22 protein-coding genes are annotated in these 21812 nt (G+C 70.5%); 13 read left to right on the forward strand and 9 right to left on the reverse strand.

The features are described 5' to 3' along the window. Positions 1–9 precede the first annotated feature (9 nt). The gene (locus OG257_RS22050; RefSeq protein ID WP_329209968.1) at positions 10–705 is read right to left on the reverse strand and encodes a type 1 glutamine amidotransferase domain-containing protein; all 696 of its coding nucleotides are present in this window, start codon (positions 703–705) and stop codon (positions 10–12) included. A 171-nt stretch (positions 706–876) separates the two neighbouring features. On the opposite strand from OG257_RS22050, the gene OG257_RS22055 reads away from it, so the two are divergent. Continuing rightward, positions 877–1317 (forward strand): MarR family winged helix-turn-helix transcriptional regulator, encoded by a 441-nt coding sequence (locus OG257_RS22055; protein WP_329209970.1) that lies wholly within the window; start codon positions 877–879, stop codon positions 1315–1317. Here the strand turns inward: OG257_RS22055 and OG257_RS22060 are convergent. Further along, positions 1312–1707: a PLD nuclease N-terminal domain-containing protein gene (locus OG257_RS22060; protein WP_329209972.1), complete on the reverse strand. Its 396-nt coding sequence runs from the start codon at positions 1705–1707 to the stop codon at positions 1312–1314. The genes OG257_RS22055 and OG257_RS22060 overlap by 6 nt on opposite strands. Before the next feature lie 89 nt (positions 1708–1796). Between OG257_RS22060 and OG257_RS22065 the strand changes: the two genes are divergently transcribed. Further along, positions 1797–3254 (forward strand): menaquinone biosynthesis decarboxylase, encoded by a 1458-nt coding sequence (locus tag OG257_RS22065; protein WP_329209974.1) that lies wholly within the window; start codon positions 1797–1799, stop codon positions 3252–3254. Between the two features lie 17 nt (positions 3255–3271). Beyond that, a complete protein-coding gene (gene mqnP, locus OG257_RS22070; protein ID WP_329215263.1) occupies positions 3272–4156 on the forward strand; it encodes a menaquinone biosynthesis prenyltransferase MqnP in 885 nt (294 codons plus the stop codon). Here the strand turns inward: mqnP and OG257_RS22075 are convergent. Beyond that, positions 4146–4742, reverse strand: coding sequence for a rhomboid family intramembrane serine protease (locus tag OG257_RS22075; RefSeq protein ID WP_329209976.1), 597 nt, complete (start codon positions 4740–4742; stop codon positions 4146–4148). The two genes, mqnP and OG257_RS22075, sit on opposite strands and share 11 nt — an antisense overlap. Positions 4743–4856: 114 nt before the next feature. Here OG257_RS22075 and OG257_RS22080 point away from each other — a divergent pair, with 114 nt between their 5' ends. Continuing rightward, positions 4857–5537 carry a UbiX family flavin prenyltransferase gene (locus OG257_RS22080; protein WP_329209978.1) on the forward strand — a complete coding sequence of 227 codons (681 nt, stop codon included), beginning with the start codon at positions 4857–4859 and terminating at the stop codon, positions 5535–5537. A gap of 4 nt (positions 5538–5541) precedes the next feature. Here the strand turns inward: OG257_RS22080 and OG257_RS22085 are convergent, their stop codons facing one another. Then, positions 5542–5688: a hypothetical protein gene (locus OG257_RS22085; RefSeq protein WP_329215560.1), complete on the reverse strand. Its 147-nt coding sequence runs from the start codon at positions 5686–5688 to the stop codon at positions 5542–5544. A gap of 121 nt (positions 5689–5809) precedes the next feature. Between OG257_RS22085 and OG257_RS22090 the strand changes: the two genes are divergently transcribed. The 5 genes from OG257_RS22090 to OG257_RS22110 all read left to right on the forward strand — a co-directional run bounded on the left by OG257_RS22090 (position 5810) and on the right by OG257_RS22110 (position 10390). After that, positions 5810–6265, forward strand: coding sequence for an Lrp/AsnC family transcriptional regulator (locus OG257_RS22090; RefSeq protein WP_329209980.1), 456 nt, complete (start codon positions 5810–5812; stop codon positions 6263–6265). A gap of 52 nt (positions 6266–6317) precedes the next feature. After that, positions 6318–7481, forward strand: a complete 1164-nt coding sequence (gene mqnE / locus OG257_RS22095; RefSeq protein ID WP_329215266.1) for an aminofutalosine synthase MqnE — start codon at positions 6318–6320, stop codon at positions 7479–7481. Positions 7482–7628: 147 nt separating this feature from the next. Continuing rightward, positions 7629–8207, forward strand: a complete 579-nt coding sequence (locus tag OG257_RS22100) for a GNAT family N-acetyltransferase (protein WP_329209982.1) — start codon at positions 7629–7631, stop codon at positions 8205–8207. A gap of 93 nt (positions 8208–8300) precedes the next feature. Next, positions 8301–8597, forward strand: coding sequence for a DUF4229 domain-containing protein (locus OG257_RS22105; RefSeq protein ID WP_329209984.1), 297 nt, complete (start codon positions 8301–8303; stop codon positions 8595–8597). Between the two features lie 434 nt (positions 8598–9031). Next, the gene (locus OG257_RS22110; protein WP_329209986.1) at positions 9032–10390 is read left to right on the forward strand and encodes a dicarboxylate/amino acid:cation symporter; all 1359 of its coding nucleotides are present in this window, start codon (positions 9032–9034) and stop codon (positions 10388–10390) included. A 124-nt stretch (positions 10391–10514) separates the two neighbouring features. Here the strand turns inward: OG257_RS22110 and OG257_RS22115 are convergent, their stop codons facing one another. Then, a complete protein-coding gene (locus OG257_RS22115) occupies positions 10515–11717 on the reverse strand; it encodes an alpha/beta hydrolase family protein (protein WP_329209987.1) in 1203 nt (400 codons plus the stop codon). A gap of 239 nt (positions 11718–11956) precedes the next feature. Here OG257_RS22115 and OG257_RS22120 point away from each other — a divergent pair, with 239 nt between their 5' ends. Beyond that, complete coding sequence (locus OG257_RS22120) at positions 11957–12571, forward strand: TetR/AcrR family transcriptional regulator (RefSeq protein ID WP_329215268.1); 615 nt, start codon at positions 11957–11959, stop codon at positions 12569–12571. On the opposite strand, the gene OG257_RS22125 is transcribed toward OG257_RS22120, so the two are convergent. Together OG257_RS22125 and OG257_RS22130 are read right to left on the reverse strand one after the other, a co-directional pair. Then, positions 12568–13446 (reverse strand): MaoC/PaaZ C-terminal domain-containing protein, encoded by an 879-nt coding sequence (locus OG257_RS22125; protein WP_329209988.1) that lies wholly within the window; start codon positions 13444–13446, stop codon positions 12568–12570. The genes OG257_RS22120 and OG257_RS22125 overlap by 4 nt on opposite strands. Positions 13447–13450: 4 nt before the next feature. After that, a complete protein-coding gene (locus OG257_RS22130; protein WP_329209990.1) occupies positions 13451–14770 on the reverse strand; it encodes a 3-oxoacyl-ACP reductase in 1320 nt (439 codons plus the stop codon). Between the two features lie 75 nt (positions 14771–14845). Between OG257_RS22130 and OG257_RS22135 the strand changes: the two genes are divergently transcribed. Together OG257_RS22135 and OG257_RS22140 are read left to right on the forward strand one after the other, a co-directional pair. Further along, positions 14846–16123 (forward strand): acetyl-CoA C-acetyltransferase, encoded by a 1278-nt coding sequence (locus tag OG257_RS22135; RefSeq protein ID WP_329209991.1) that lies wholly within the window; start codon positions 14846–14848, stop codon positions 16121–16123. Between the two features lie 128 nt (positions 16124–16251). Continuing rightward, entirely contained in the window at positions 16252–18174 is a 1923-nt protein-coding gene (locus OG257_RS22140; protein ID WP_329209993.1) for an AMP-dependent synthetase/ligase, read from the forward strand. A 118-nt stretch (positions 18175–18292) separates the two neighbouring features. Here the strand turns inward: OG257_RS22140 and OG257_RS22145 are convergent, their stop codons facing one another. Further along, positions 18293–19024, reverse strand: a complete 732-nt coding sequence (locus OG257_RS22145) for a siderophore-interacting protein (RefSeq protein ID WP_329209995.1) — start codon at positions 19022–19024, stop codon at positions 18293–18295. A gap of 102 nt (positions 19025–19126) precedes the next feature. Next, the gene (locus OG257_RS22150) at positions 19127–20650 is read right to left on the reverse strand and encodes a CehA/McbA family metallohydrolase (RefSeq protein ID WP_329209996.1); all 1524 of its coding nucleotides are present in this window, start codon (positions 20648–20650) and stop codon (positions 19127–19129) included. Positions 20651–20861: 211 nt separating this feature from the next. Between OG257_RS22150 and OG257_RS22155 the strand changes: the two genes are divergently transcribed. Next, complete coding sequence (locus OG257_RS22155; RefSeq protein ID WP_329209998.1) at positions 20862–21707, forward strand: LLM class F420-dependent oxidoreductase; 846 nt, start codon at positions 20862–20864, stop codon at positions 21705–21707. Positions 21708–21812 lie beyond the last annotated feature (105 nt).

Raw genomic sequence — 21812 nt, forward strand, 5'->3', positions numbered from 1 at the left:
CGGCGCCGCTCACAGGGCCGCCATGATCTCGCGGGCCAGCTGTTCCGAGGAGGCCGGGTTCTGTCCGGTGTGCAGATTGCGGTCGTGCACGGTGTGGGGCCCCCAGGGGTCTCCGGCGGAGTAGTCCGCGCCGAGTTCCACGAGCCGGTTCTCCAGCAGCCAGGGGGCCTTGGCGGCCAGGCCGGCCTGGGTCTCCTCCGTGTTGCTGAATCCGGTCAGGCGGTAGCCGGCGAAGGGCCAGCTGCCGTCCTCGCGGCGGGCGGGCAGCAGCGCGGCGGGGGCGTGGCACAGGACGCCCAGGTGCGTGCCGGAGTCCAGGGCGGCTGTGAGGAGGCGGCCGGAGACCTCGCTGACGGCCAGGTCCTCCATGGGGCCGTGGCCGCCGGGGTAGAAGACCACGTCGTACGAGGTGGGCACGATGTCCTCGAGGCGGGCGGGGATGCGGAGCGTCTCGTCGATCGCCGCGAGGTACGAGGCGACGGCATCGGCCTGCTCCTGGCCCCCGTTGGCCTCGGCGGCCAGGCTGGCCGTGTCGACGGTGGGGGCCACGCCGCCCGGGGTGGCGATGGTGATGTCAAAATGGGCCTGGGTGAAGACGCGGTGCGGGGCGGCGAGCTCCTCGGCCCAGAAGCCGGTGGGATGGGTGGTGCCGTCGTTGAGGGTCCAGTGGTCGGCACCGGTGAGGACGAACAGTACGGAGGGCATGGGGGGTGCTCCCTACGAGACGCGAGACGCAAGACATGAGCGAAGCTTGATATGCTCAAGCAATGCAGTTCATGTAACTGCCAAAAGTTGAGCATGTCAAATGAATGTGTTGCGTGGCGGGCACGGTTCCGGGCCTCGGGGCCACGCGTACAGATCGAAGGATGACCGACCATGACGACGGAACCGGCACCCCGCGCCGTCCCTACTCCGGACGAACTGCTGGAACCCCTCGCGGTCGTCGTCCGCGGCCACCACGACGACCTCACCGCCGTCGCCGCCCGCCACGGCCTCAGCACCTCGCAGGCGCGCGCGCTGATCGCCCTGAACGAACCCATGCCGATGAGCGCCCTGGCCCATCACCTGGTCTGCGACGCGTCCAACGCCACCGGCCTCATCGGCCGCATGGAGACCCGCGGCCTCGTCACCCGCACCCCGGCCCCCGACGACCGCCGCTCCAAGGTCGCCGCCCGCACACCGGACGGCACCGAGCTGGCCCACCGCATCCGCGCCGAGATGCGCGTCGTGCACGGCGCCCTGGAGGCGCTCACCCCCCAGGAGCGCACGGCGCTGCTGCCCCTCCTCAACCGGCTGGGGCAGCTGCTGTCCTCATGAGGAGGCGTCGCCGGACCCCGCCCCGTCCTCGCGGCGCTTCATCTCGTCCTCGCGGCGGCGCAGATCCGCCTCCCAGTCCTTCAGGAGCGACTCGTCCCGGGCGTTCTCGTCCTTGATCGACTTCAGGAAGTCCGGGTTGTCGTCCGGGGCCACCCATGTGGTGCGGTGGTTGCGGTGCCACTCGGAGGGCGTACGGCCTCCGGCGGGCGGCACCCGCAGCTTGCCCGCGGCGAACCAGACGATCGGACCCACGATCCAGAACAGCAGGATGATGAAGACCCAGGCCAGCTTCGGCAGGTGCTTGGCCTCGTCCTCCGGCGTGTTCAGGCAGTCTATGAACGCGTAGATCGTGAGTGCGAGCGGCAGAAGATAGATCAAGGCCCTGAGCATCGTGGAAGGGTCCCCCGAGAAAAGGTGAGGGGCGCACTGTCCCGCCCCGGTGACGGGCCCAGGGTAGCGGGTGGCCGATACTTGTCCCCATGGCTTACGACGATCTTCGCTCCCTGCTCCGGGCTCTGGAGCGCGAGGGCGATCTCAAGCGCATCAAGGCCGAGGTCGACCCGTATCTGGAGGTCGGCGAGATCGTCGACCGGGTGAACAAGGCGGGCGGGCCCGCGTTGCTCTTCGAGAACGTCAAGGGGGCGTCCATGCCCCTGGCCATGAATGTCTTCGGGACCGACCGGCGGCTGCTCAAGGCGCTCGGGCTGAAGTCCTACTCCGACATCAGCGACAAGATCGGCGGCCTGCTCAAGCCGGAGCTGCCGAACGGCTTCGTCGGGGTCCGCGAGGCGTTCGGGAAGCTCGGCTCGATGGTCCATGTGCCGCCGAAGAAGGTGAAGTCCGCGAGCGCACCCGTCCAGGAGGTCGTCCTGACCGGTGACGACGTGGACCTGGAACAGCTGCCGGCGCTCTTCACCTGGCCCGAGGACGGCGGCTCGTTCTTCAACCTGGGTCTCACGCACACCAAGCACCCCGAGACCGGCATCCGCAACCTCGGGCTCTACCGGCTGCAGCGCCACGACAAGCGCACCATCGGCATGCACTGGCAGATCCACAAGGACAGCCGCAACCACTACCAGGTCGCCGCCAAGCGCGGTGAACGGCTGCCCGTCGCCATCGCGTTCGGGGCACCGCCCGCGGTGACGTACGCGTCCACGGCGCCGTTGCCGGGGGACATCGACGAGTACCTCTTCGCCGGCTTCGTCCAGGGCAAGCGGATCGAGATGGTCGACTGCAAGACCGTCCCGCTCCAGGTGCCGGCGCAGGCCGAGGTCGTCATCGAGGGGTGGCTGGAGCCGGGCGAGATGCTGCCCGAGGGGCCCTTCGGCGACCACACCGGCTTCTACACACCGCAGGAGCCCTTCCCCGCGCTGACGATCGACTGCGTGACGATGCGGAAGCGTCCGCTGCTGCAGTCGATCGTGGTGGGCCGGCCGCCGACGGAGGACGGGCCGCTGGGGCGGGCCACCGAGAGGTTCTTCCTCCCGCTGCTCAAGATCATCATTCCGGACATCGTGGACTACCACCTGCCCGAGGCGGGCGGCTTCCACAACTGCGCGATCATCTCGATCGACAAGAAGTACCCGAAGCACGCCCAGAAGGTGATGAGTGCCGTCTGGGGTGCGCACATGATGTCGCTGACCAAGCTCATCGTGGTCGTGGACGCCGACTGCGACGTCCACGATCTGCACGAAGTCGCCTGGCGGGCGCTCGGCAACACCGACTACGCCCGCGACCTGCTCCTCACCGAAGGGCCGGTCGACCATCTCGACCATGCCTCCTACCAGCAGTTCTGGGGTGGCAAGGCGGGCATCGACGCGACGCGGAAGCTGCCCGAGGAGGGCTACACACGGGACGGGGGCTGGCCGGAGATGGTCGAGTCCGACCCCGACACGGCGGCGAAGGTCGACCGCCGCTGGAAGGAGTACGGCCTGTGAGCGCCTCCGCCGCTGCGATGCCGCAGCCCCGCAGCACGCCCCGCGCGTTCCTGCGGCTGGTGATGATCGAGCACTCGGTGTTCGCCCTGCCGTTCGCGTACATCGCCGCGCTGACCGCGATGTTCCAGCTGGACAAGGACATCCACTGGGGCACCCTGCTGCTCGTGACCGTCGCCATGGTCGGGCTGCGGACGTTCGCCATGGCCGCCAACCGGATCATCGACCGGGAGATCGACGCCCGTAACCCCCGCACCGCGAGCCGTGAACTGGTCACCGGTGCGGTCTCGGTGAAGTCGGCGTGGACCGGCGCGGTCGTCGCCGTCGTCGTCTTCCTCGGCGCGGCCGCCCTGCTGAACCCGCTCTGTCTGGCGCTGGCACCCGTCGCCGTCGTGCCGATGGTCGTCTACCCGTACGGCAAGCGGTTCACGAACTTCCCGCACGCGATCCTCGGCATCGCCCAGGCCATCGGGCCGATCGGCGCCTGGCTCGCGGTGACCGGCAGCTGGTCGTGGGACGCGGTGATCCTCGGCCTGGCCGTCGGGATCTGGATCGGCGGCTTCGACCTGATCTTCGCCTGCCAGGACGTGCAGGCCGACCGGGCCCACGGGGTGCTCTCCTTCCCGGCGCGCTTCGGGATCCCGGCCGCGCTGTGGGGCGCGCGGGTCTGCCACGTCGTGACGACCGGGCTGCTGGTCTGGTTCGGCCTGGCGACGGACGCGGAGCTCTTCTACTGGATCGGCATGGCGATCGTCGCAGCGGCCTTCGTGTACGAGCACCGGGTCGTGCGGCCGCACGATCTGTCCCGGCTGAACCGGGCGTTCTTCTCGGTCAACGGGTTCATCGGCATCGCGCTGTTCGCCTGCGCGCTGCTCGACCTGCTGGTGCGCGGTCTCACACCGTGACGGCACCGGCCGTGCGGCGGGGGCGGCGGAAGGCGAAGGCCGCCGCCACCCCGCCCATGAGGCCGAACAGGTGGCCCTGCCAGCTGATGCCGGAGTCGGTCGGCAGCACACCCCAGAGCAGTGAGCCGTAGACCGCGGCGATGACCAGGCCGACGACGATGTCGAGCGGGCGGCGGTCCACGAAGCCGCGGACCAGCAGATAGCCGAAGAGGCCGAAGACGACACCGGACGCGCCGAGCGTGACCGTGTTCGGGGGCGCGGTGAGCCAGACGCCGAGGCCGCCCGTCACGATCACCACCAGGACCACGGCGGCGAACCTGCGTATCCCCGCGAGTGCCGCGATGAAGCCGAGCACCAGCAGCGGGACGCTGTTGGAGGCCACGTGCTCCCAGCCGCTGTGCAGGAACGCGGACGGCACGATGTCGGCGAGCTCCGCGGGCTCACGCGGGCTGATGCCGTACGTGTCGAGGGAGTGGCCGGTAGCCGTGTCGATGCCTTCCAGCACCCACAGCAGCGCGATCCACCCCAGCATCACGGCGCCCGCCGTGACGGCCCGTGCGGTGGCGCCTGTGCGCGTACCGGTCATGGTCACCCCCTGGTCCATGGCTGTCCCTTCACCTGACGGAACGTACGGAGTACCTGGCTCGGTTCCTGACCGGGGGTGCCGGATAGGCTCGGTGGTGTGGATTCCGGGACTTCAGTGAGTCAGCAGCAGCGCAGGCCTTGGATTGTCGGGGTGTCCGGCGCATCGGGGACGCCGTTCGCCGCCTCGGTCCTGCGGGGGCTGCTGGCCGCGGGGGAGAGTGTCGACCTGGTGGTGAGCCGCGCCTCGCGCCTCACCCTTCTGGACGAGACGGGGATCGCCTTCCGCGACGCGCACTGGCGGGAGGACCTGGGCGACTGGCTGGCGCGGGGTGCCGACGGGAAGCCGCACACCTTCGGTGTGAGCGGGACGGATCTCGATCGCGTACGGCACTGGCCGGCCGGCGATCTGGCGGCCGGGCCGTCCTCGGGGTCCTACCCGGCGAAGGGGATGCTCATCGTGCCGGCGTCGACGGCCTGTGTGGCCGGGGTGGCACTCGGACTGTCCAAGGACCTGCTGCAGCGGGCCGCGAGCGTCACGCTCAAGGAGCGGCGGAGGCTGGTCGTCGCGGTCCGCGAGACCCCGCTGAGCGGGCAGACGCTGAAGCAGATGGTCGCGCTCGACGAGGCGGGCGCAGTGGTGCTGCCCGCCTCTCCGGCGTTCTACGCGGGTGCGACGCACATCCAGGATCTGGTGGACTTCGTCGCGGGGCGGGTGCTGGACGCGGCAGGGGTGCCGCACCAGCTGTACCGCCGGTGGGAAGGAGAGCTCGGTGGGGGCTCCCGTGAAAGGTCCTAGCCGGTCAGCGCTTCTTGGGCGTGCGCGGGGCGCGGGTCTTGTCGACGCGGTGCGCGGCGGCGGGCTGGTGGGCACGCGAGCGGTTGGCCAGGTCCTGCAGCTCGCGCATCCGGGCGTAGGCCATCTCGATCGTGTACACGGTGAAGTTCACTCCTGAAGATTCGAAAGCATTTCTTGGATGTTCTGAAAGATTTGCAGGGTCTGGGCCCTGCATGCCTTAGATTCTACACTTAAACTCGCGGTACTGCTGAACAATGGAAGGTTTCAGTCATATGGACGCGGTGGACAGGCAGCTCATCCAGGCCCTCAGAGAGAACGGCAGGGCCTCGTATGCCGAGCTGGGGCGGCTCGTGGGGCTCTCCGGGCCCAGCGTCACCGACCGGATCAACCGGCTGGAAACCGCCGGTGTCATCACCGGCTACCGCGCGACGGTCGCCTCCGCGTCGCTGGGACTCGGGGTCACCGCGCTGATCGGCATCTCGCTCTCCGACGCCGCCGACCACGAGGACGTCGCGCACCGGCTGAAGGACCTCGCCGAGATCGAGGACTGCTGGTTCATCGCGGGTGACGACTCGTACATGCTCAAGGTGCGGGTCGGCGACGTGGACGGCCTCGAGAAGACGATCCGCCGGCTCAGTGGCACGAAGGGGGTCTCCCGGACCCGTACCACGATCGTGCTCTCCACCAAGTGGGAGAACCGGGTCGGGGAACTGCCCGACGAGGCATAGGCGTACGGTTGGCTGCCGGAGTCTGTTACGTAGAGATATGGGAGGCGCCCTAGTGGACGCGGGACTCAAGCGCGAGCTGGAGGAGAAGGTCCGGGCCGGCGAGCGGCTGACCCGCGAGGACGGGATCGCGCTCTACGAGTCCGACGACCTGGCCTGGCTCGGCGGGCTGGCCCACGAGGTGCGTACGAGGAAGAACGGCGACGTCGTCCACTTCAACGTCAACCGCCACCTCAACATGACCAACGTGTGCACCGCGTCCTGCGCGTACTGCTCGTTCCAGCGCAAGCCGGGCGAGAAGGACGCGTACACGATGCGCATCGAGGAAGCCGTCCGCCTCGCCAAGGCGATGGAGAACGAGAACCTCACCGAGCTGCACATCGTCAACGGGCTGCACCCCACCCTGCCGTGGCGCTACTACCCCCGTTCGCTCAGCGCGCTCAAGGAAGCCCTGCCGAACGTGGGGCTCAAGGCGTTCACCGCGACGGAGATCCACCACTTCGAGACGATCTCGGGGCTCTCGGCGTCCGAGATCCTCGACGAGCTGATCGAGGCCGGTCTGGAGTCGCTGACCGGCGGTGGCGCGGAGATCTTCGACTGGGAGGTCCGCCAGCACATCGTCGACCACAACACCCACTGGGAGGACTGGTCGCGCATCCACCGTCTCGCGCACGAGAAGGGGCTCAAGACCCCGGCGACGATGCTGTACGGGCACATCGAGGAGCCCCGTCACCGCGTCGACCACGTGCTGCGGCTGCGGGAGATGCAGGACGAGACCGGCGGCTTCCAGGTCTTCATCCCGCTGCGCTACCAGCACGACTTCGTGGACATGAAGGACGGCAAGGTCCGCAACACGCTCCAGGCGCGGACGTCGATGGCGACCGGCGCGGAGGCGCTCAAGACCTTCGCGGTCTCGCGGCTGCTCTTCGACAACGTTCCCCACGTCAAGGTGTTCTGGGTGATGCACGGGGTGCAGACCGCTCAGCTCGCGCTCCAGCACGGCGCGGACGACATGGACGGCTCGGTCGTCGAGTACAAGATCACGCACGACGCGGACGACTACGGCACGCCGAGCAAGCTCGGCCGTGAGGACCTCCTGGACCTGATCCGGGACGCGGGCTTCCGGCCGGTGGAGCGCAACACCCGGTACGAGATCCTGCGCGAGTACCCGGGTCCGGACGCCGACCGGCGCGAGTCGCCGCAGCCGATGCGCGTCTGAGGCGTTCCGGTTCCCGGTCCTGTTCCCGTTTCGTGAAAGCCCCGGCCAGCCGTCCCCGGCCGGGGCTTTCGCATGGGCTGCCGTAGGGGCCTTCTCGCGTGGTGGACACCGGTTGAGAGGCAGTGGGGTAATGGTTAATCTGCCTCTATGGCACTTACATTTGAGGTCGATCCCCCGTTCGACCGGGCGCTGCGGGACAGCATCACCGCGCTCTGGGTCGACGTCACCAACGCGGGCGGAGCCGTCGGCTTCGTGCCACCCGTCACCGCCGAGGAGGTCCGGCCGGAGCTGGTCAGGCACCTCGCCGGGATGGCCGAGGGCCGAACCCGCCTGATCGTCGGACGGGACGAGGACGGCACTGTGGCCGCCACCGCCTTCCTCACGCACAACTCCCACCGGCTGATGCGGCACTGGATCGGGCTCTACACGGTGATGGTCCACCCCCGCCACCAGGGCAGGGGCTTCGGGCGCGAACTGATGGCCGCCTCGGCCGACGCCGCCCGCGCCATCGAGGGCATCGACGCCATCCGGCTCACCTGCCGCGGCGGCACCGGGGCCGACCGCTTCTACACCTCCTGCGGATACCAGGAGGTGGGCCGGGTCCCGAACGCGATCAGGGTGGCCGAGGACGACTACCGCGACGACATCATCATGCTGCTCCCGCTCCTCCGGCAGGACAGCCCCTCCGCGGGACGGCTCGTGGAAACCGGGAGCCCTGCGAACTGATCGAATTCGGGGCATGCTTCACTGGTCGGGCAGAACCGTGGAACCGCAGACTGCACGACCGCAGGAACGTCGGACGTAGAGAGAAGGCCAGCCGTGTCCGCTGCCAAGCCGAGCGCAACGATCCGCTACACCGCGATGCGCCTGCTGATTTTCGTGGGCTGCTTCTTCGTCTCCGGTGTCGCCGTCCACTTCGGCGTGCTGCCCGCCGGGCTCGGTGGATCCAACGTCGTCTGGGTCATCCTGCTCGGCCTCGTCCTCTCCGCGCCCCTCAGCTTCGTCCTCCTGCGCAAGCAGCGCGACGAGATGTCCGCCCAGCTCATCTCCACGGTCGACCGGACCAAGGCCAAGCTCGAGGCGAACCGCACGCGCGAGGACAGAGTCACCCAGTAAGCACCGCGTAAGGTTCCTCACACCACGCGGCCCCGTACGCACGAAACCCCCGGACCGGAGCACTCGCTCCAGTGCCGGGGTTTCGGCGTTTCCGGGCCCGTACGCGACGCTTCGAGCCCGCCGGGCGCGCGGTGCCGGCGGCCGTGGCGCATTCTTTCGTCAAAGCAGACCTTTGAGGTTCTCAAAGTACAAGTGTTAACGTGTTCGACATGAACGCAGCAGTGCGCCCCTTTCACACCATGAGCCCCCCGCTCGTGGCGCGCCTGCATGTCGATCTCTGCCGCTGTATGTCCGCGGTCTGTTGCCGCAACGTCTGAACCGGCATCATGCAGCGGCGCCGCCCCTGACGCGGGCGCCGCACCCCCGTCCCCGTTCGACCGCACGTAGGTACGTCCGTCCCCGTACGTCCCGATGCGCACATCTGGAGTGTGTCCGTGTCCGCGAATTCCGCGTCCCCCGCGACCGACGCCGGTAAGTCCACCGGCTCCGGTTTCCGCATACCCAAGGTCCCGTTCTGGGTTCAGATCGTCGCCGGTCTGGTCCTGGGTGTCCTGCTCGGCTGGCTCGCCCGCAGCCAGGACATCAGCTGGCTCTACACCACGCTCGACCAGGTCGGCAGCATCTTCGTCCAGTTGCTGAAGCTGGCCGTCGCGCCCCTCGTCTTCTTCGCGATCCTGGTGTCGATCACCAACCTGCGCAAGGTCAACAACGCCGCGAGGCTGGCGACCCGCACGCTGCTCTGGTTCATGATCACCTCGCTCATCGCGGTCGCCATCGGCCTCGCGATCGGGCTGGTCACCAACCCGGGCTCCGGTACCGGCCTCACCCCGAAGGACGGCGCCAAGCCCGAGCACGCCGGCTCCTGGATCGACTTCCTCACCGGCATCATCCCGACGGACATCATCACGCCGTTCACCGAGCTGAACGTGCTGCAGATCGTCTTCATGGCCGCCGTCGCCGGGATCGCCGCGCTCCAGCTCGGCGAGAAGGCCAAGCCCATCCTCTCCCTCAGCGAGTCGATCCTGGAGCTCCTCCAGAAGGCCCTGTGGTGGGTCATCCGCCTCGCCCCGATCGGCACCGTCGGCCTCATCGGCTACGCGATCGCCGACTACGGCTGGGACCTGATCGGCAAGTACGCCACGTTCACCGCCGACGTCTACATCGGCTGCGCCCTGGTGATGTTCGGCGTCTACCCGCTGCTCCTCGCGACGGTCGCCAAGGTCAGCCCGCTGCAGTTCTTCAAGGGCGCCTGGCCCGCGATCCAGCTGGCCTTCGTCTCCCGCTCCTCCGTCGGCACGATGCCGGTCACCCAGAAGGTCACCGAGCGTCTCGGTGTCCCGAAGGAGTACGCCAGCTTCGCCGTCCCGTTCGGTGCCACGACGAAGATGGACGGCTGCGCCGCGATCTACCCGGCGCTGGCGGCGATCTTCATCGCGCAGATCTTCGACGTCCAGCTGGGCATCGGTGACTACATCCTGATCGCGTTCGTCTCGGTGATCGGCTCGGCCGCCACCGCCGGCCTCACCGGCGCCACGGTCATGCTGACGCTGACCCTGTCGACGCTGGGCCTCCCGCTGGAGGGCGTGGGTCTGCTGCTCGCCATCGACCCGATCCTGGACATGATGCGCACCGCCACGAACGTGGCCGGACAGGCGCTGGTCCCGGTGATCGTGTCGGCCCGCGAGAACATCCTCGACCACGACAAGTACAACTCGGCGTCGGCCTCCCCGGTCGACGAGATCGAGGTCGAGGTCGAGACCGCGAAGCCGTCGGGCGTGCCCGTCCCCGCGTGACGCCACCAGGCCCGTAAGGAACGTGCCCTGCACCCCGGTCGGGTGCAGGGCACGTTCTGTCGGCTCTGCTTGAAGACGCCCCCGGCCTTACGAGGCCGGGGGCGCTCCTGTGTCCGCCGGGCGGTCAGCGGTGCTGGAGGACGACCTCGGGGTTGTCCGGCGACGGGCCGTCGAGGAGTGGCTGTTGCCGGCCCCGTAGGTGCAGGTCGAGGAAGGCCGCCACGTAGTCCCGGGTGATCCGTGTCGAGCGGTCGCCGGAGAGTGTGGCCGCGGGGTCGACCGGCAGGCCGAGCTGTTCGCCGAGTTCCGGGATGTCCGTGAACGTGAAGTGGCCGGCGTCCTTGACGGTCAGCCACCGCTTCCAGCCGTCCAGGTGCTGCCAGCCCTCGTCCCAGGAGCCGTCCGCACCTCCGGGACGGTGGCCCGCGTCGGTGCCGAGCATCAGGAACGGGCGGTCGCCGATGCCCGAGCGGTGAATCGGGTCGAAGAAGGTGCCGTCCATGTTGATCCCCGCGTCGACGCGGGAGTCGGCGAGCATCGTGGAGGCTGCGGCGCTGCCGCCGATGGAGTGGCCCGCGGCGGCGACCCGGCGCCGGTCGATCATCCGGGACTTGTCCCAGGCCGGGCGGGGACCGGTCAGCCGGTCGAGTACGAAGGTGAGGTCGTCGGCCCGTCCGGTGGAGACGGTCTTCAGCACCGCCCGCTCGGCCGCCTCGTCCGGCGCCGCCTCCGCCGCGTCGCAGGCCGCGCACGTGAGCATCCGCCCGCCGGGGAAGGCCGTTCCGGTGGACTCGTAGGCGTGATCGACGCTCGCCACGACGTAGCCGCGGCTCGCGAGGTCCTCCGCGAGGGAGGTCAGCGTGGCGCGGGGGGTACCGAAGCCGGGGGAGAGCAGCACCAGCGGGAACCGGCCCCGGGCGGCCCGGGCGTCGGTACGGGCATGGGTGGAGGTGGAGCTGACGACTGTGGCCGGGACGATGCCGTCCAGTTTCCGTTGCGCCAGAAACAGTTGGGCCTCTTCGGTGCTCATGTAGGGGGCGGGGCCGCTTCCGCCGCCGGGCAGGGCGGGATAGTGGACCGACACCATCAGTTCGCGGTTCCCGGAGTCGGGAACCCACGGGTCGGTGCGGTCGTGGTCGGTGAGGTGGAGAACGTCGGTGCCGACGGCGTACGGGCCGGTCGGGCGGGGCAGTTCGAGCGTGGCGGCGGATGTGGCAGGGGTGGGCGCGGGGCCGGATAAGGCGTGGGCGGTGACGGCGGATGGGGCCAGCAGCGCCAGGGCGGTGAGGGCGACGGCGGCTGTGCGTCCGGGCAGTCTGAGCGTCATGGAAGGAACGCTAGGCGGGGGAAGCGGGCGACGGCATCGGCCCCGGGTGTGATCCCGTGGGGGACCAGAGGTGTACGGGGCGTCCCCTGGCGGGGGGCCGGTGGGCGACTACCGGTCATCGTGGCCGGGCGGCGCCCCTTCCGTACGACGGGGGCGGGACCCGCGCCGTACTCTTACCGAGGAGTAGGGCAGTGGGGGCGGGAGGGAAGTCTGACGTGAGTGCAGTGAAGAGCAAACGGATGCCGCGCGCGGTCCGTGAGAAGCAGATGATGGATGCCGCGGTGCAGACCTTCGGGCAGCGCGGGTACCGGGCCGCTTCGATGGACGAGATCGCGGAGCTGGCCGGTGTGTCCAAGCCGTTGGTCTATCTGTATCTGAATTCCAAGGAAGAACTCTTCACCGCGTGTATCCGCCGCGAGGCAAAGGCGCTGGTGGAAGCGGTGCAGGCGGCGGTGGAGCCGGGGCTGCCGGCGGATCGCCAGCTGTGGGCGGGGCTGCGGGCGTTCTTCACGCACACCGCGGACAACCCGGACGGCTGGGCGGTCCTGCACCAGCAGGCGCGTTCGCAGGGGGAGCCGTTCGTCAGCGAGGTCGGGGTGCTGCGGGAGGAGATCGTTGCGTTCGTGACGGGTCTGATCGGGGCGGCGGCGCGCGAGGCGCACCATGATCCCGCGCTGCCCGACCGCGATGTGGCCGGGCTCGCGCAGGCGCTCGTGGGGGCCGCGGAGGCGCTCGCGGGGTGGGCGAACGAGACTCCGGGCGTCTCGGCCAAGGAAGCGGCGGGCACCCTGATGAACTTCTCGTGGGCGGGCCTGGAGAACCTCATGCACGGCCGTGGGTGGCAGTCCCGCTAGTTGCCGTCCAGGGTCACGCTGCCGGTGAGGTGGACGCGGCCCTTGCCGCGCACCTCGAAGTCGGGGCCCGCGGCCGCGTACGTCACGGTGGCGGGCAGCGGGAGGGGGGCCCTGAAGTCGGCCCGTACGGAACGGATCCGGCCCGGTTCGACGGTTCCGGCTTTGATGCCGGCTTCGGCCCCGGCTTCGGTTCCGATGCCGGCTTCGGCCTCGGCGAGGCAGCGTGCGACGGTCCACATGCCGTGCGCGATGTGCCGGGGGAAGCCGAACAGCCGTGCCGTCAGCGGGTACAGGTGAATGGGGTTCCGGTCGCCGGACGCGGCACCGTACCGGCGGCCCAGGTCGCCGGGCAGCTGCCACTCGGTCACGGCGGGAAGGTCCTCGGGGGCCGCCGCCGCCCCGGCGGGCGGTGCGGTGGTGCCGGTGGGGTGCCGGGACAGGTATCCGCTGCGCGACTCCCAGACCAGCTCGCCCGCGAGCCGCGCCTCCGTCACCATCGTGACCTCGGTGCCGCGGCGATGGGGCGTCAGGCCGGCTGCGTACGCGGTGAGTTCGAGCCGGTCCTCCGGGTGCAGGACCCGGTGCCGGGTGATGTCGATCCAGGTGTGGACGAGCCCCAGGACCGGCAGGGGGAAGGTCCGGCCGGTCATGACGCGCATGGCCAGGGGGAAGCCCAGGACGTGCGGGTAGGTGAGCGGCAGTACTCCGGGTTCGGTGAACCCGCAGACCCTGCTGTACGAGGCGAGGGGCCCGGGTGCACTGCGGGTTGGGGGAAGCGACGCCCGGCCGGTGGGGAGCACGACGCCGGACCGTCCTGCCCGCTTGAACGGGGAGGTGACGGCCCCGCGCAGGAGGGACACGCTCAGGCTGGACATCGGCTCAGGCCCCCAGCAGGCTCTGGCCGCAGACCCGCACGATCTGGCCGTTGACGGCGCTCGACGCGGGCTGGGCGAACCAGGCGGTGGTCTCGGCGACATCGACCGGAAGCCCGCCCTGGGAAAGGGAGTTCATCCGGCGTCCGGCTTCACGGATGAACAGCGGCACGGCGGCGGTCATCTTCGTCTCGATGAAGCCGGGGGCGACCGCGTTGACGGTGACGCCGTGGTCGGCGGCGGCGTGCGGGGCCAGGGAGCGGACGAGGCCGATGATGCCCGCCTTGCTGGCCGCGTAGTTGGTCTGGCCGTTGTTCCCGGCGATCCCGGCGATGGACGCGGTGGCGACGATCCTGCCGCCGCGGTTGACGGCGCCCGCCTTGAGGAGGGCGTCGGTGGTGCGCAGGACGCTGTCCAGGTTGACCTCGATCACCTGGGCCCAGCGTTCGGCCGGCATGTTGGCGAGCCTGCGGTCCCGGGTGATGCCCGCGTTGTGGACGAGGATGTCGATGCCCTCGGGTGCGGCTGCGGCGATCAGGTCGGCGGCGTCGGGTGCGGTGATGTCCAGCGGCAGGGCGGTGGCGCCGAGCCGGGCGGCGGTACGGGTCAGCTCCTCCTCGGCCTGCGGGATGTCCAGGCAGATCACCGTGGCACCGTCCCTGGCCAGTACGGAGGCGACCGACGCTCCGATGCCGCGGGCCGCGCCGGTGACCAGGGCGGTGCGGCCGGACAGGGGCGCCGCCCAGTCGGCGACCGGGTCCGGGGTGGCGTCGGTGAGTTCGATGACCTGGCCGCTGATGTAGGCGGACCGGGGGGAGAGCAGGAAGCGGAGCGTGGATTCCGCCGACGCGGCGGCGCCTGACGGGATCCGCAGCAGTTGGGCGGTGGAGCCCTTGCCGATCTCCTTGCCGAGCGAGCGCACGAATCCTTCGAGTGCCTGCTGGGCCGCCGCCTGGTGGTGGTCGTCGGGGGACGGCGGGGCGCCGATGACGACGACGCGGCCTCCCGCGGCCAGCGAGCGCACGACGGGATGGAGCGCGGCGTGCACCTTTCCGAGTCCGGCGGCCGTGGTGATTCCGGTCGCATCCAGGACGATGCCCGCCGGGTTGCCGGTCTGCTCGGTGGCCTCCGGGCCGATCTTCGCGAGAATCGCGCGCAGCATGTCCGAGATCGCCGATTCACCCGCTGTGAGGTGCAGCAACGGCCCGTCGAGTGTGGGATTCTCCAGCGTCCAGCGCCGCAGCCGCCGGGGCTGCGGCAGGCCGAGCCTGCGGGTCAGGAAGCGGCCGGGTGCTGTGCCGGTGAGGTGCAGATAGCGGTCGGCCATTGTCCAGACTCCTGCTCGGTCGTAGATTTACTCCAGAGTAAGGTTACTCAAGAGTCAGGAGTTGGTCGAGATGAGTTGGTCGAGTTGATCCCTCTCGCACTTCCGCAGCCGCGCAGGGTCGCGGTCATCGGCGGCAGTCGCATCCCGTTCGCCCGCTCCGACGGCCCGTACGCGCAGGCCTCCAACCAGGAGATGCTCACCGCCGCACTGGACGGACTGGTCGATCGGTTCGGTCTGCGGGGTCAGCAGGTCGGCGAGTTCGTCGCGGGCGCGGTCCTCAAGCACAGCCGCGACTTCAACCTGGCCCGCGAGACCGTCCTGGGCTCCGCCCTCGACCCGCGCACCCCGGCGTACGACATCCAACAGGCCTGCGGCACGGGCCTGCAGGCCGTCATCGCCGCCGCCAACAAGATCACGCTCGGTGTCGTCGACTCGGCGATCGCGGGCGGCGCCGACACCACGAGCGATGCGCCCCTAGGCGTCAACGACCAGCTCCGCAGGCTGCTCCTGGGGGCCCGCCGCGCCAAGTCGACGGGCGCTCGGATCAAGGCCCTGTCGGGCGTACGCCCCCGGCACCTCGTCCCGGACATCCCGCGCAACGAGGAACCCCGCACGGGTCTCTCGATGGGTGAGCACGCGGCGGTGACCGCGCGGAAGTGGGGCATCACCCGCGCCGACCAGGACCTGCTGGCGGCCACCAGCCACCAGCGGCTCGCCGCAGCGTACGAGCGGGGCTTCCTGGACGACCTCGTCGTCCCGTACCTCGGTCTGGACCGTGACCAGAACCTGCGCCCCGGCTCCACCGTCGAGAAACTCGCCACGCTGAAACCGGTGTTCGGGGCCGGTCACCCCGACGCGACGATGACGGCGGGCAATTCGACCCCGCTCACCGACGGCGCGGCCACCGTGCTCCTGGCGAGCGATGAGTGGGCGCAGGCGCACGGCCTGGAGCCGCTCGCCTACCTGTCGCTGTACGAGACGGCGGCCGTCGACTACGTGAGCGGCGAGGACGGACTGCTGATGGCGCCCGCGTACGCCGTACCGCGCATGCTGGAGCGTGCCGGGCTCACCTTCGACGACTTCGACCTCTTCGAGATCCACGAGGCCTTCGCCTCCCAGGTGCTTGCCACGCTGGCCTCCTGGGAGAAGCAGGGACTGGCGGCGATCGACCGCGACAGGCTCAACGTGGCGGGATCGTCCCTGGCCACGGGGCATCCGTTCGCCGCGACCGGTGCGAGGATCGTCGCGACCCTGGCCGGGCTCCTCGCGGAACGGGACGCTCCGGGCCGGGGTCTGATCTCCGTCTGCGCCGCGGGCGGCCAGGGAGTCACCGCCGTCCTGGAACGCCCCTGACCCCGACGGACGGGACCGGGCGCCGGCTCGCCCGCCGCGCCCCGCACGACCCAGCGCACCCAACAGCCCGCACCGGTACCGGACCCACGGACGAGTCCGGTGCCGACCCCCATGCCGAGGAGCCGCTCGTGTCCACGTCAGCCGCTGCCGCCGCATCCGCGGCCCCCACCGTGCCCGTTCTGGTCGAGCCCACGAAGGTCAGAGCCGCCGACGGCACGGTACGGGAGGTCTCCGTACCCCTGTTCGCGCCGACCGTACGGGGCGGATCGCTCGCGGACATCCCCTTCGACAACGCCCGCGAGGCCCCTTCCGAGGCCGTCATCAGCCGCAAGCAGTCCGACAGCACCTGGCAGGACGTGACAGCCGCGGAGTTCGCGGAGGAGGTGCAGGCGGTGGCCAAGGGCCTCATCGCCGAAGGCCTCCAGGCCGGTGACCGGGTCGCGATCATGGCCCGTACGACCTACGAATGGACGCTGCTCGACTTCGCGGCCTGGGCGGCCGGGCTGGTCACCGTGCCCGTCTACCCCACCTCGTCCGCGTTCCAGACCCGCTGGATACTCCAGGACTCCGGCGCTGTGGCCTGCGCCGTGGAGAGCAAGGAACAGGGCCGGCTGGTGAGCCAGGAGCGGCAGCAGCTCGGCGATCTCGCCCACCTCTGGCAGTTCGACACCGGTGCCATCGGCCGCCTGAAGTCGCTGGGCAAGCAGATCCCCGACGAGGAGGTCGCCGCCCGGCGTTCGACTCTGCGGCCGGACAGCCCCGCCACCCTCATCTACACCTCCGGCACCACGGGCCGGCCCAAGGGCTGCGTCCTGACCCACGGCAACTTCTTCGCCGAGGTCGACAACGCGATCGAGCTGCTGCACCCGGTCTTCAAGTCCGTCTCCAAATACCCCGCCTCCACCCTCCTTTTCCTGCCCCTGTCCCATGTCTTCGGCCGGATGGTCGCGGTCGGCTGCCTGCGCGCCCGGGTCCGGCTCGGCCATGCGCCCTCCATCCAGACCGAGGACCTGCTGGCGGACCTGGCGGGCTTCAAGCCCTCGTTCCTGCTGGCGATCCCGTACGTCCTGGAGAAGGTCTTCAACACCGGCCGGGCCACCGCCGAGAAGATGGGCCGTGCCTCGTCCTTCGACCGTGCGGCCCGCATCGCCCAGCGCTACGGCGAGGCGGTCGAGGCCGCCGAACACGGCAAGGGCCCCGGCCCGGGACCGGGCCTGCGCATCGCCCGGGCCCTGTACGACCCGCTGGTCTACCGCCGTATCCGGGCCGCGCTCGGCGGCCATGTCCGGTACGCGATCTGCGGCGGCTCACCGCTGGGGCACAGGCTCGCCGCGTTCTACGCGGGCGCGGGCATCGAGATCTTCGAGGGCTACGGCCTCACCGAGACCACCGCGGCCGCCACCGTCACCCCGCCCCTCAAGCCCCGCCTGGGCACGGTGGGCTGGCCGCTGCCCGGCACCGCCGTACGGATCGCGGACGACGGCGAGGTCCTGCTCAGCGGCGGCCAGGTCTTCCAGGGGTACTGGGACACCGAGCGCAGCGTGGCGGTCCCGTATCTGGAGGACGGCAACTGGTTCCCGACCGGCGACCTCGGCGCACTGGACGAGGACGGCTACCTCACGATCACCGGCCGCAAGAAGGACATCATCATCACGTCCGGCGGCAAGAACGTCATCCCGGCCCCGCTGGAGGACTGGCTGCGCGCCCATCCGCTGGTCGGCCAGTGCATGGTGGTCGGCGACAACCGTCCGTTCGTCACCGCTCTGATCACCCTGGAGCCGGACGGGCTCGCGCACTGGCGCCGGATGCGCAAGAAGGTGGACGTGCCGATTCGCGAACTCGTCGATGACGAGGAGCTGCGCGCGGCGTTGCAGCGCGCGGTGGACGAGGCCAACCGGCTGGTCTCGCGTGCCGAGTCGATCCGCAAGTTCACGGTCCTGCCGGGGGACTTCACCGAGCAGAGCGGGCATCTCACCCCGTCCCTGAAGCTGAAGCGGGACGCGATCACACGCGACTTCGACGCGGAGATCGAGGACCTGTACCGCAGGTAGATTGCGGTCAACGCGCGGAGGGGCGGCCCCGGTTGGGGCCGCCCCTCCGCCCGTACGTGCCGGCCCGGTGGCAGCCGCACCGGGCCGGCGGACCGCACCGGTCACCCGCGACCGCGCCTCAGGCGGCGCGCCAGTAGCCCAGTGCGTTCACCCGGTCCTTGGCGAGGCCGAGCTCCTTGCGGGCGTACGAGGACAGGGCCCGGGTCGTCGCCGTGTCGCAGGCGATCCAGAGGTAGGCGTCGGAGGCGTCGTCGCCGAGCAGGTCGGGCAGGGCGGCCTTCACCTCGGCCACCAGGTGCTTGCCCTCGTCGCGCCGGGGGACCGTGTGCAGGGTGTGGCGGGCCGGGTCCAGGCGCAGGGGGAGCTTCTCGTCGGCTGCGTGCGCGTCCTCGAACCAGATCGTCGCCGGTGTCTCCGGGACCGCGTCCAGCAGGGAGTTGACCGCGGGCAGCGAGGCGGCGTCGCCGACCACGAAGAGCCTGGCGGGCTGCGGTTCGGGCAGGGTGAAGCCGGTGCCCTGAAGGGTGGCGTCGACCGTGTCGCCCGGCTGGACGGTCCGCGCCCAGGTGCTCGCGGCCCCGTCGTGGAGGGCGAACTCCAGGCTGAACGTCCCGGCCTCCCGGTCGGGGTCGACGAGGGTGTAGGCGCGCTGGTGGGGTTTGCCCTCGTGCTCGAACCAGATCCTGACCCACATCGTGGGGTGCGCGCCGTCCGTCGCGTCGAGCAGTCCGCCGTCGGTCAGATGCACCCGCCGGAAGTTCTCGGTGACCTGTTCGGCCCCGGTGACGGTGAACGTGAAGTCACGCCCCCGGAACAGCTTGAGGACGACGCCCTCCCAGCCATGACCCACGACCGTGCCCCTCCCACCCGACGAATAATAGAGGTTAGGCTAACCTGAATTATCGGCTCCAGGGAGTGGTGCCGCACCGGGAGGGGCGGTCGCGGCAGTGCGCTAACGCCCCAGGAACACCGGGTTGGTGAGCGCGGCCAGTGCTCCCGGCAGCCCCGGCACCGATGCCGGGTGCCGCACCTCGGCCCGCACATAGGCCGCGTACGAGGGAGTGGTGCGCCACTCGGCCGTGCCCGACCCGGACTCCGGCAGCGCGGCCGTGAACAGGGTGCCCTGGTCCGTGACGAAGTGCGCCGTGCACCCCGGCGCACCGGTGACCTCCAGCCGTACCGTGACGGGTGCGTCCTCGTCGGCCCGCAGCCGCTCACCGATCCCGGCATGCAGACCGCGCCCGCCCGAGGCGCCGAACGCGAGCGTGACGGCGGACGACTCGGCGATGTACGAGCGGCCCGCCCGGATGCCCGCGGTGATCGCCTTCCGTGACAGCTCGTCGGCCAGGACGACGGTCTGCGGCAGCCCGACCTTGTCCGGCTCGCGGTGGGCGTCGCTGTTGCCCATGGCCGGGATCCACGGCTTCGACGCGCGGACGGCCGCGACGAGCGAGTTGTCCCACTCGGCGAGCGCGATCTCGTCCTCCGGGGTGTACGGGCCGTTCCACACCTCCACCGCGTCCGCCTCGCCGAAGCCGAACTTCCAGTGGCAGCCGATGCAGGTGGCGTGCGGATGCGCGGGCACGACCAGGCCGCCGGCCCGTCGCACGGCCTTCGCGAAATGCCCGAAGCGGTTGTCGCGCGCCCGGTAGCGCCAGTCGACGAACGTGCCCGGGTCGGTGGCGAGCGCCACGACGTGCCCGTTGCGGGTGGTGACCTCCTCGCCCGTCAGGATCAGCAGGTCGTCACCCCACAGCCCCTGCCAGGCGCTGTGCGCGGAGTAGGTGTTGTGCTCGCTGCTGTTGATGAAGTCCAGCCCGGCGGCGCGCGCGGCGGCCGCGATGTCCGCCGGGGTGCGCTTGCCGTCGGAGTGGACGGAGTGCAGATGGCAGTCCCCCCGGTACCAGGCCCTGCCGCGCCCCTTCGCGCGCTCGGGCGGGTAGACGGGCTCGGGGGTGGTGCCGGGGGGCCCGAAGGTCAGCGTGACGGTCACCTCGTACGGGAGGCCCTCCGGCGCCACGGTGTACGGGCCCAGCGCGATGTGCCAGGTCCCGGCCCGTACCGGCCCCGGGATGTAGCCGGGTGTGGCCTCCTCGGCCCGGATGAAGAAGCTGCCGCGCGCCCCGCCGGACCATCCGCGGAAGCCGCGCCCACCCAGCTCGGTGCCGCGCTCGTCGAAGATCCCGATGTCGAGGGCGTTGCCCTGGGTGCCGGCCGGTACGGGAGTCTTCACGTACGTGTACGAGACGGCGATCTCCCGTACTCCGTGCGGCACTTCGACGGGCAGGTGGACGAAGTCGGGGCACCCGGTGGGCAGGGTGCCGCGCACGGTCCGCACCGCCGTGACCGGGCCGTCCCCGCTGTCGTCCCCGGGGCCGGGCGTGGGTGCGGCGTCGGCGAAGCTCACAGGGCCCAACGTTAGAGCCGTGGCCGCGGTCCCGACGAGAAGGCCGCGCCTGGCTATCGATCCGGTCATACGAGTGGCTCCCCAGGGTGTCGTGAGTGACGAGGGTGACGTACTCGAACTCTCGTATGAGGCCGTGAACTCCGTGGAAACGCAAGAGGGAAAACGGCCTTCGCGAAGCCGCACGACCCGGGGCGTGATCGGAAGCGCCGCTTTGCGCTCCCGACGGCACGCGACCGCATACCTTGGTGCCGTCACCGGACGACGACGGAGGTGTCCGCGCATGCGGATCGCGACAACGATCTTCCTCACCGACGAGACGATCACGCCCGTACGGCTCGCTCGGGAGCTGGAGCAGCGCGGTTTCGCCGGGCTGTACCTGCCCGAGCACACGCACATCCCGGTGAGCAGGGACACCCCGTACCCGGCGGGCGGCGAGCTCCCGCCCGAGTACGGCCGCACCCTCGACCCGTTCGTCGCCCTGGGCCAGGCGGCGGCGGTCACGGAGCGCCTGTCCCTCGGCACCGGCATCACCCTGATCGCCCAGCACGACCCGATCGTCCTGGCGAAGCAGGCGGCCACGCTCGACCACCTCTCAGGCGGCCGGTTCACGCTCGGTGTCGGCTTCGGCTGGAACGTGGAGGAGGCCGCGGACCACGGGGTCACCTGGTCGACACGGCGGGCGCTGGCGAGCGACCGGATGGCGCTGATGAGGGCCCTGTGGGCGGACGAACCGACCGCGTACGACGGCGAGTTCGCCTCGGTCAGGGCGAGCCACGCGTATCCGAAGCCGGTACGGAAGCCGCGCGGCCCGGTGAACGGCCCGCGCACCCTGATCGGCGGCGCCGCGGGGCCGAAACTGTTCGCACAGATCGCCGGCGACGCGGACGGCTGGCTGCCGATCGGCGGGCGCGGCCTCTCGGAGTCCGTACCGCAGCTGCGCGCGGCCTGGGAGTCGGCCGGCCGCGATCCGAAGCAGCTCCAGGTGGTGCCGTACGCGGTCGTGCCCAGCCCGGGCAAGCTGGCGCACTACGCGGACCTGGGCGTCGAGGAGGTCGTCCTGCAACTGCCGCCCGCGGGCGAGGCGGAGGTTCTGCGGGCGCTGGACGCGTACGCCGCGTATCTCTGACGGCCGGGCGGCCCGGCAGCCGGGTGGCCGGGATCGTTCGGTGGCGATCTTCGGATGCAACCACGAACGCTAAAGTTGCATCTTTCACCAACGGACATCGATGGT

This window comes from Streptomyces sp. NBC_00683, assembly GCF_036226745.1.
GTDB lineage: Bacteria > Actinomycetota > Actinomycetes > Streptomycetales > Streptomycetaceae > Streptomyces.

Coding starts and splice junctions, on each gene's coding strand:
- OG257_RS22050 (WP_329209968.1), bottom strand. CDS start 705: ATGCCCTCCGTACTGTTCGTCCTCACCGGTGCCGACCACTGGACCCTC.
- OG257_RS22055 (WP_329209970.1), top strand. CDS start 877: ATGACGACGGAACCGGCACCCCGCGCCGTCCCTACTCCGGACGAACTG.
- OG257_RS22060 (WP_329209972.1), bottom strand. CDS start 1,707: ATGCTCAGGGCCTTGATCTATCTTCTGCCGCTCGCACTCACGATCTAC.
- OG257_RS22065 (WP_329209974.1), top strand. CDS start 1,797: ATGGCTTACGACGATCTTCGCTCCCTGCTCCGGGCTCTGGAGCGCGAG.
- mqnP (WP_329215263.1), top strand. CDS start 3,272: ATGCCGCAGCCCCGCAGCACGCCCCGCGCGTTCCTGCGGCTGGTGATG.
- OG257_RS22075 (WP_329209976.1), bottom strand. CDS start 4,742: ATGACCGGTACGCGCACAGGCGCCACCGCACGGGCCGTCACGGCGGGC.
- OG257_RS22090 (WP_329209980.1), top strand. CDS start 5,810: ATGGACGCGGTGGACAGGCAGCTCATCCAGGCCCTCAGAGAGAACGGC.
- OG257_RS22100 (WP_329209982.1), top strand. CDS start 7,629: ATGGCACTTACATTTGAGGTCGATCCCCCGTTCGACCGGGCGCTGCGG.
- OG257_RS22115 (WP_329209987.1), bottom strand. CDS start 11,717: ATGACGCTCAGACTGCCCGGACGCACAGCCGCCGTCGCCCTCACCGCC.
- OG257_RS22120 (WP_329215268.1), top strand. CDS start 11,957: ATGCCGCGCGCGGTCCGTGAGAAGCAGATGATGGATGCCGCGGTGCAG.
- OG257_RS22125 (WP_329209988.1), bottom strand. CDS start 13,446: ATGTCCAGCCTGAGCGTGTCCCTCCTGCGCGGGGCCGTCACCTCCCCG.
- OG257_RS22130 (WP_329209990.1), bottom strand. CDS start 14,770: ATGGCCGACCGCTATCTGCACCTCACCGGCACAGCACCCGGCCGCTTC.
- OG257_RS22150 (WP_329209996.1), bottom strand. CDS start 20,650: ATGACCGGATCGATAGCCAGGCGCGGCCTTCTCGTCGGGACCGCGGCC.
- OG257_RS22155 (WP_329209998.1), top strand. CDS start 20,862: ATGCGGATCGCGACAACGATCTTCCTCACCGACGAGACGATCACGCCC.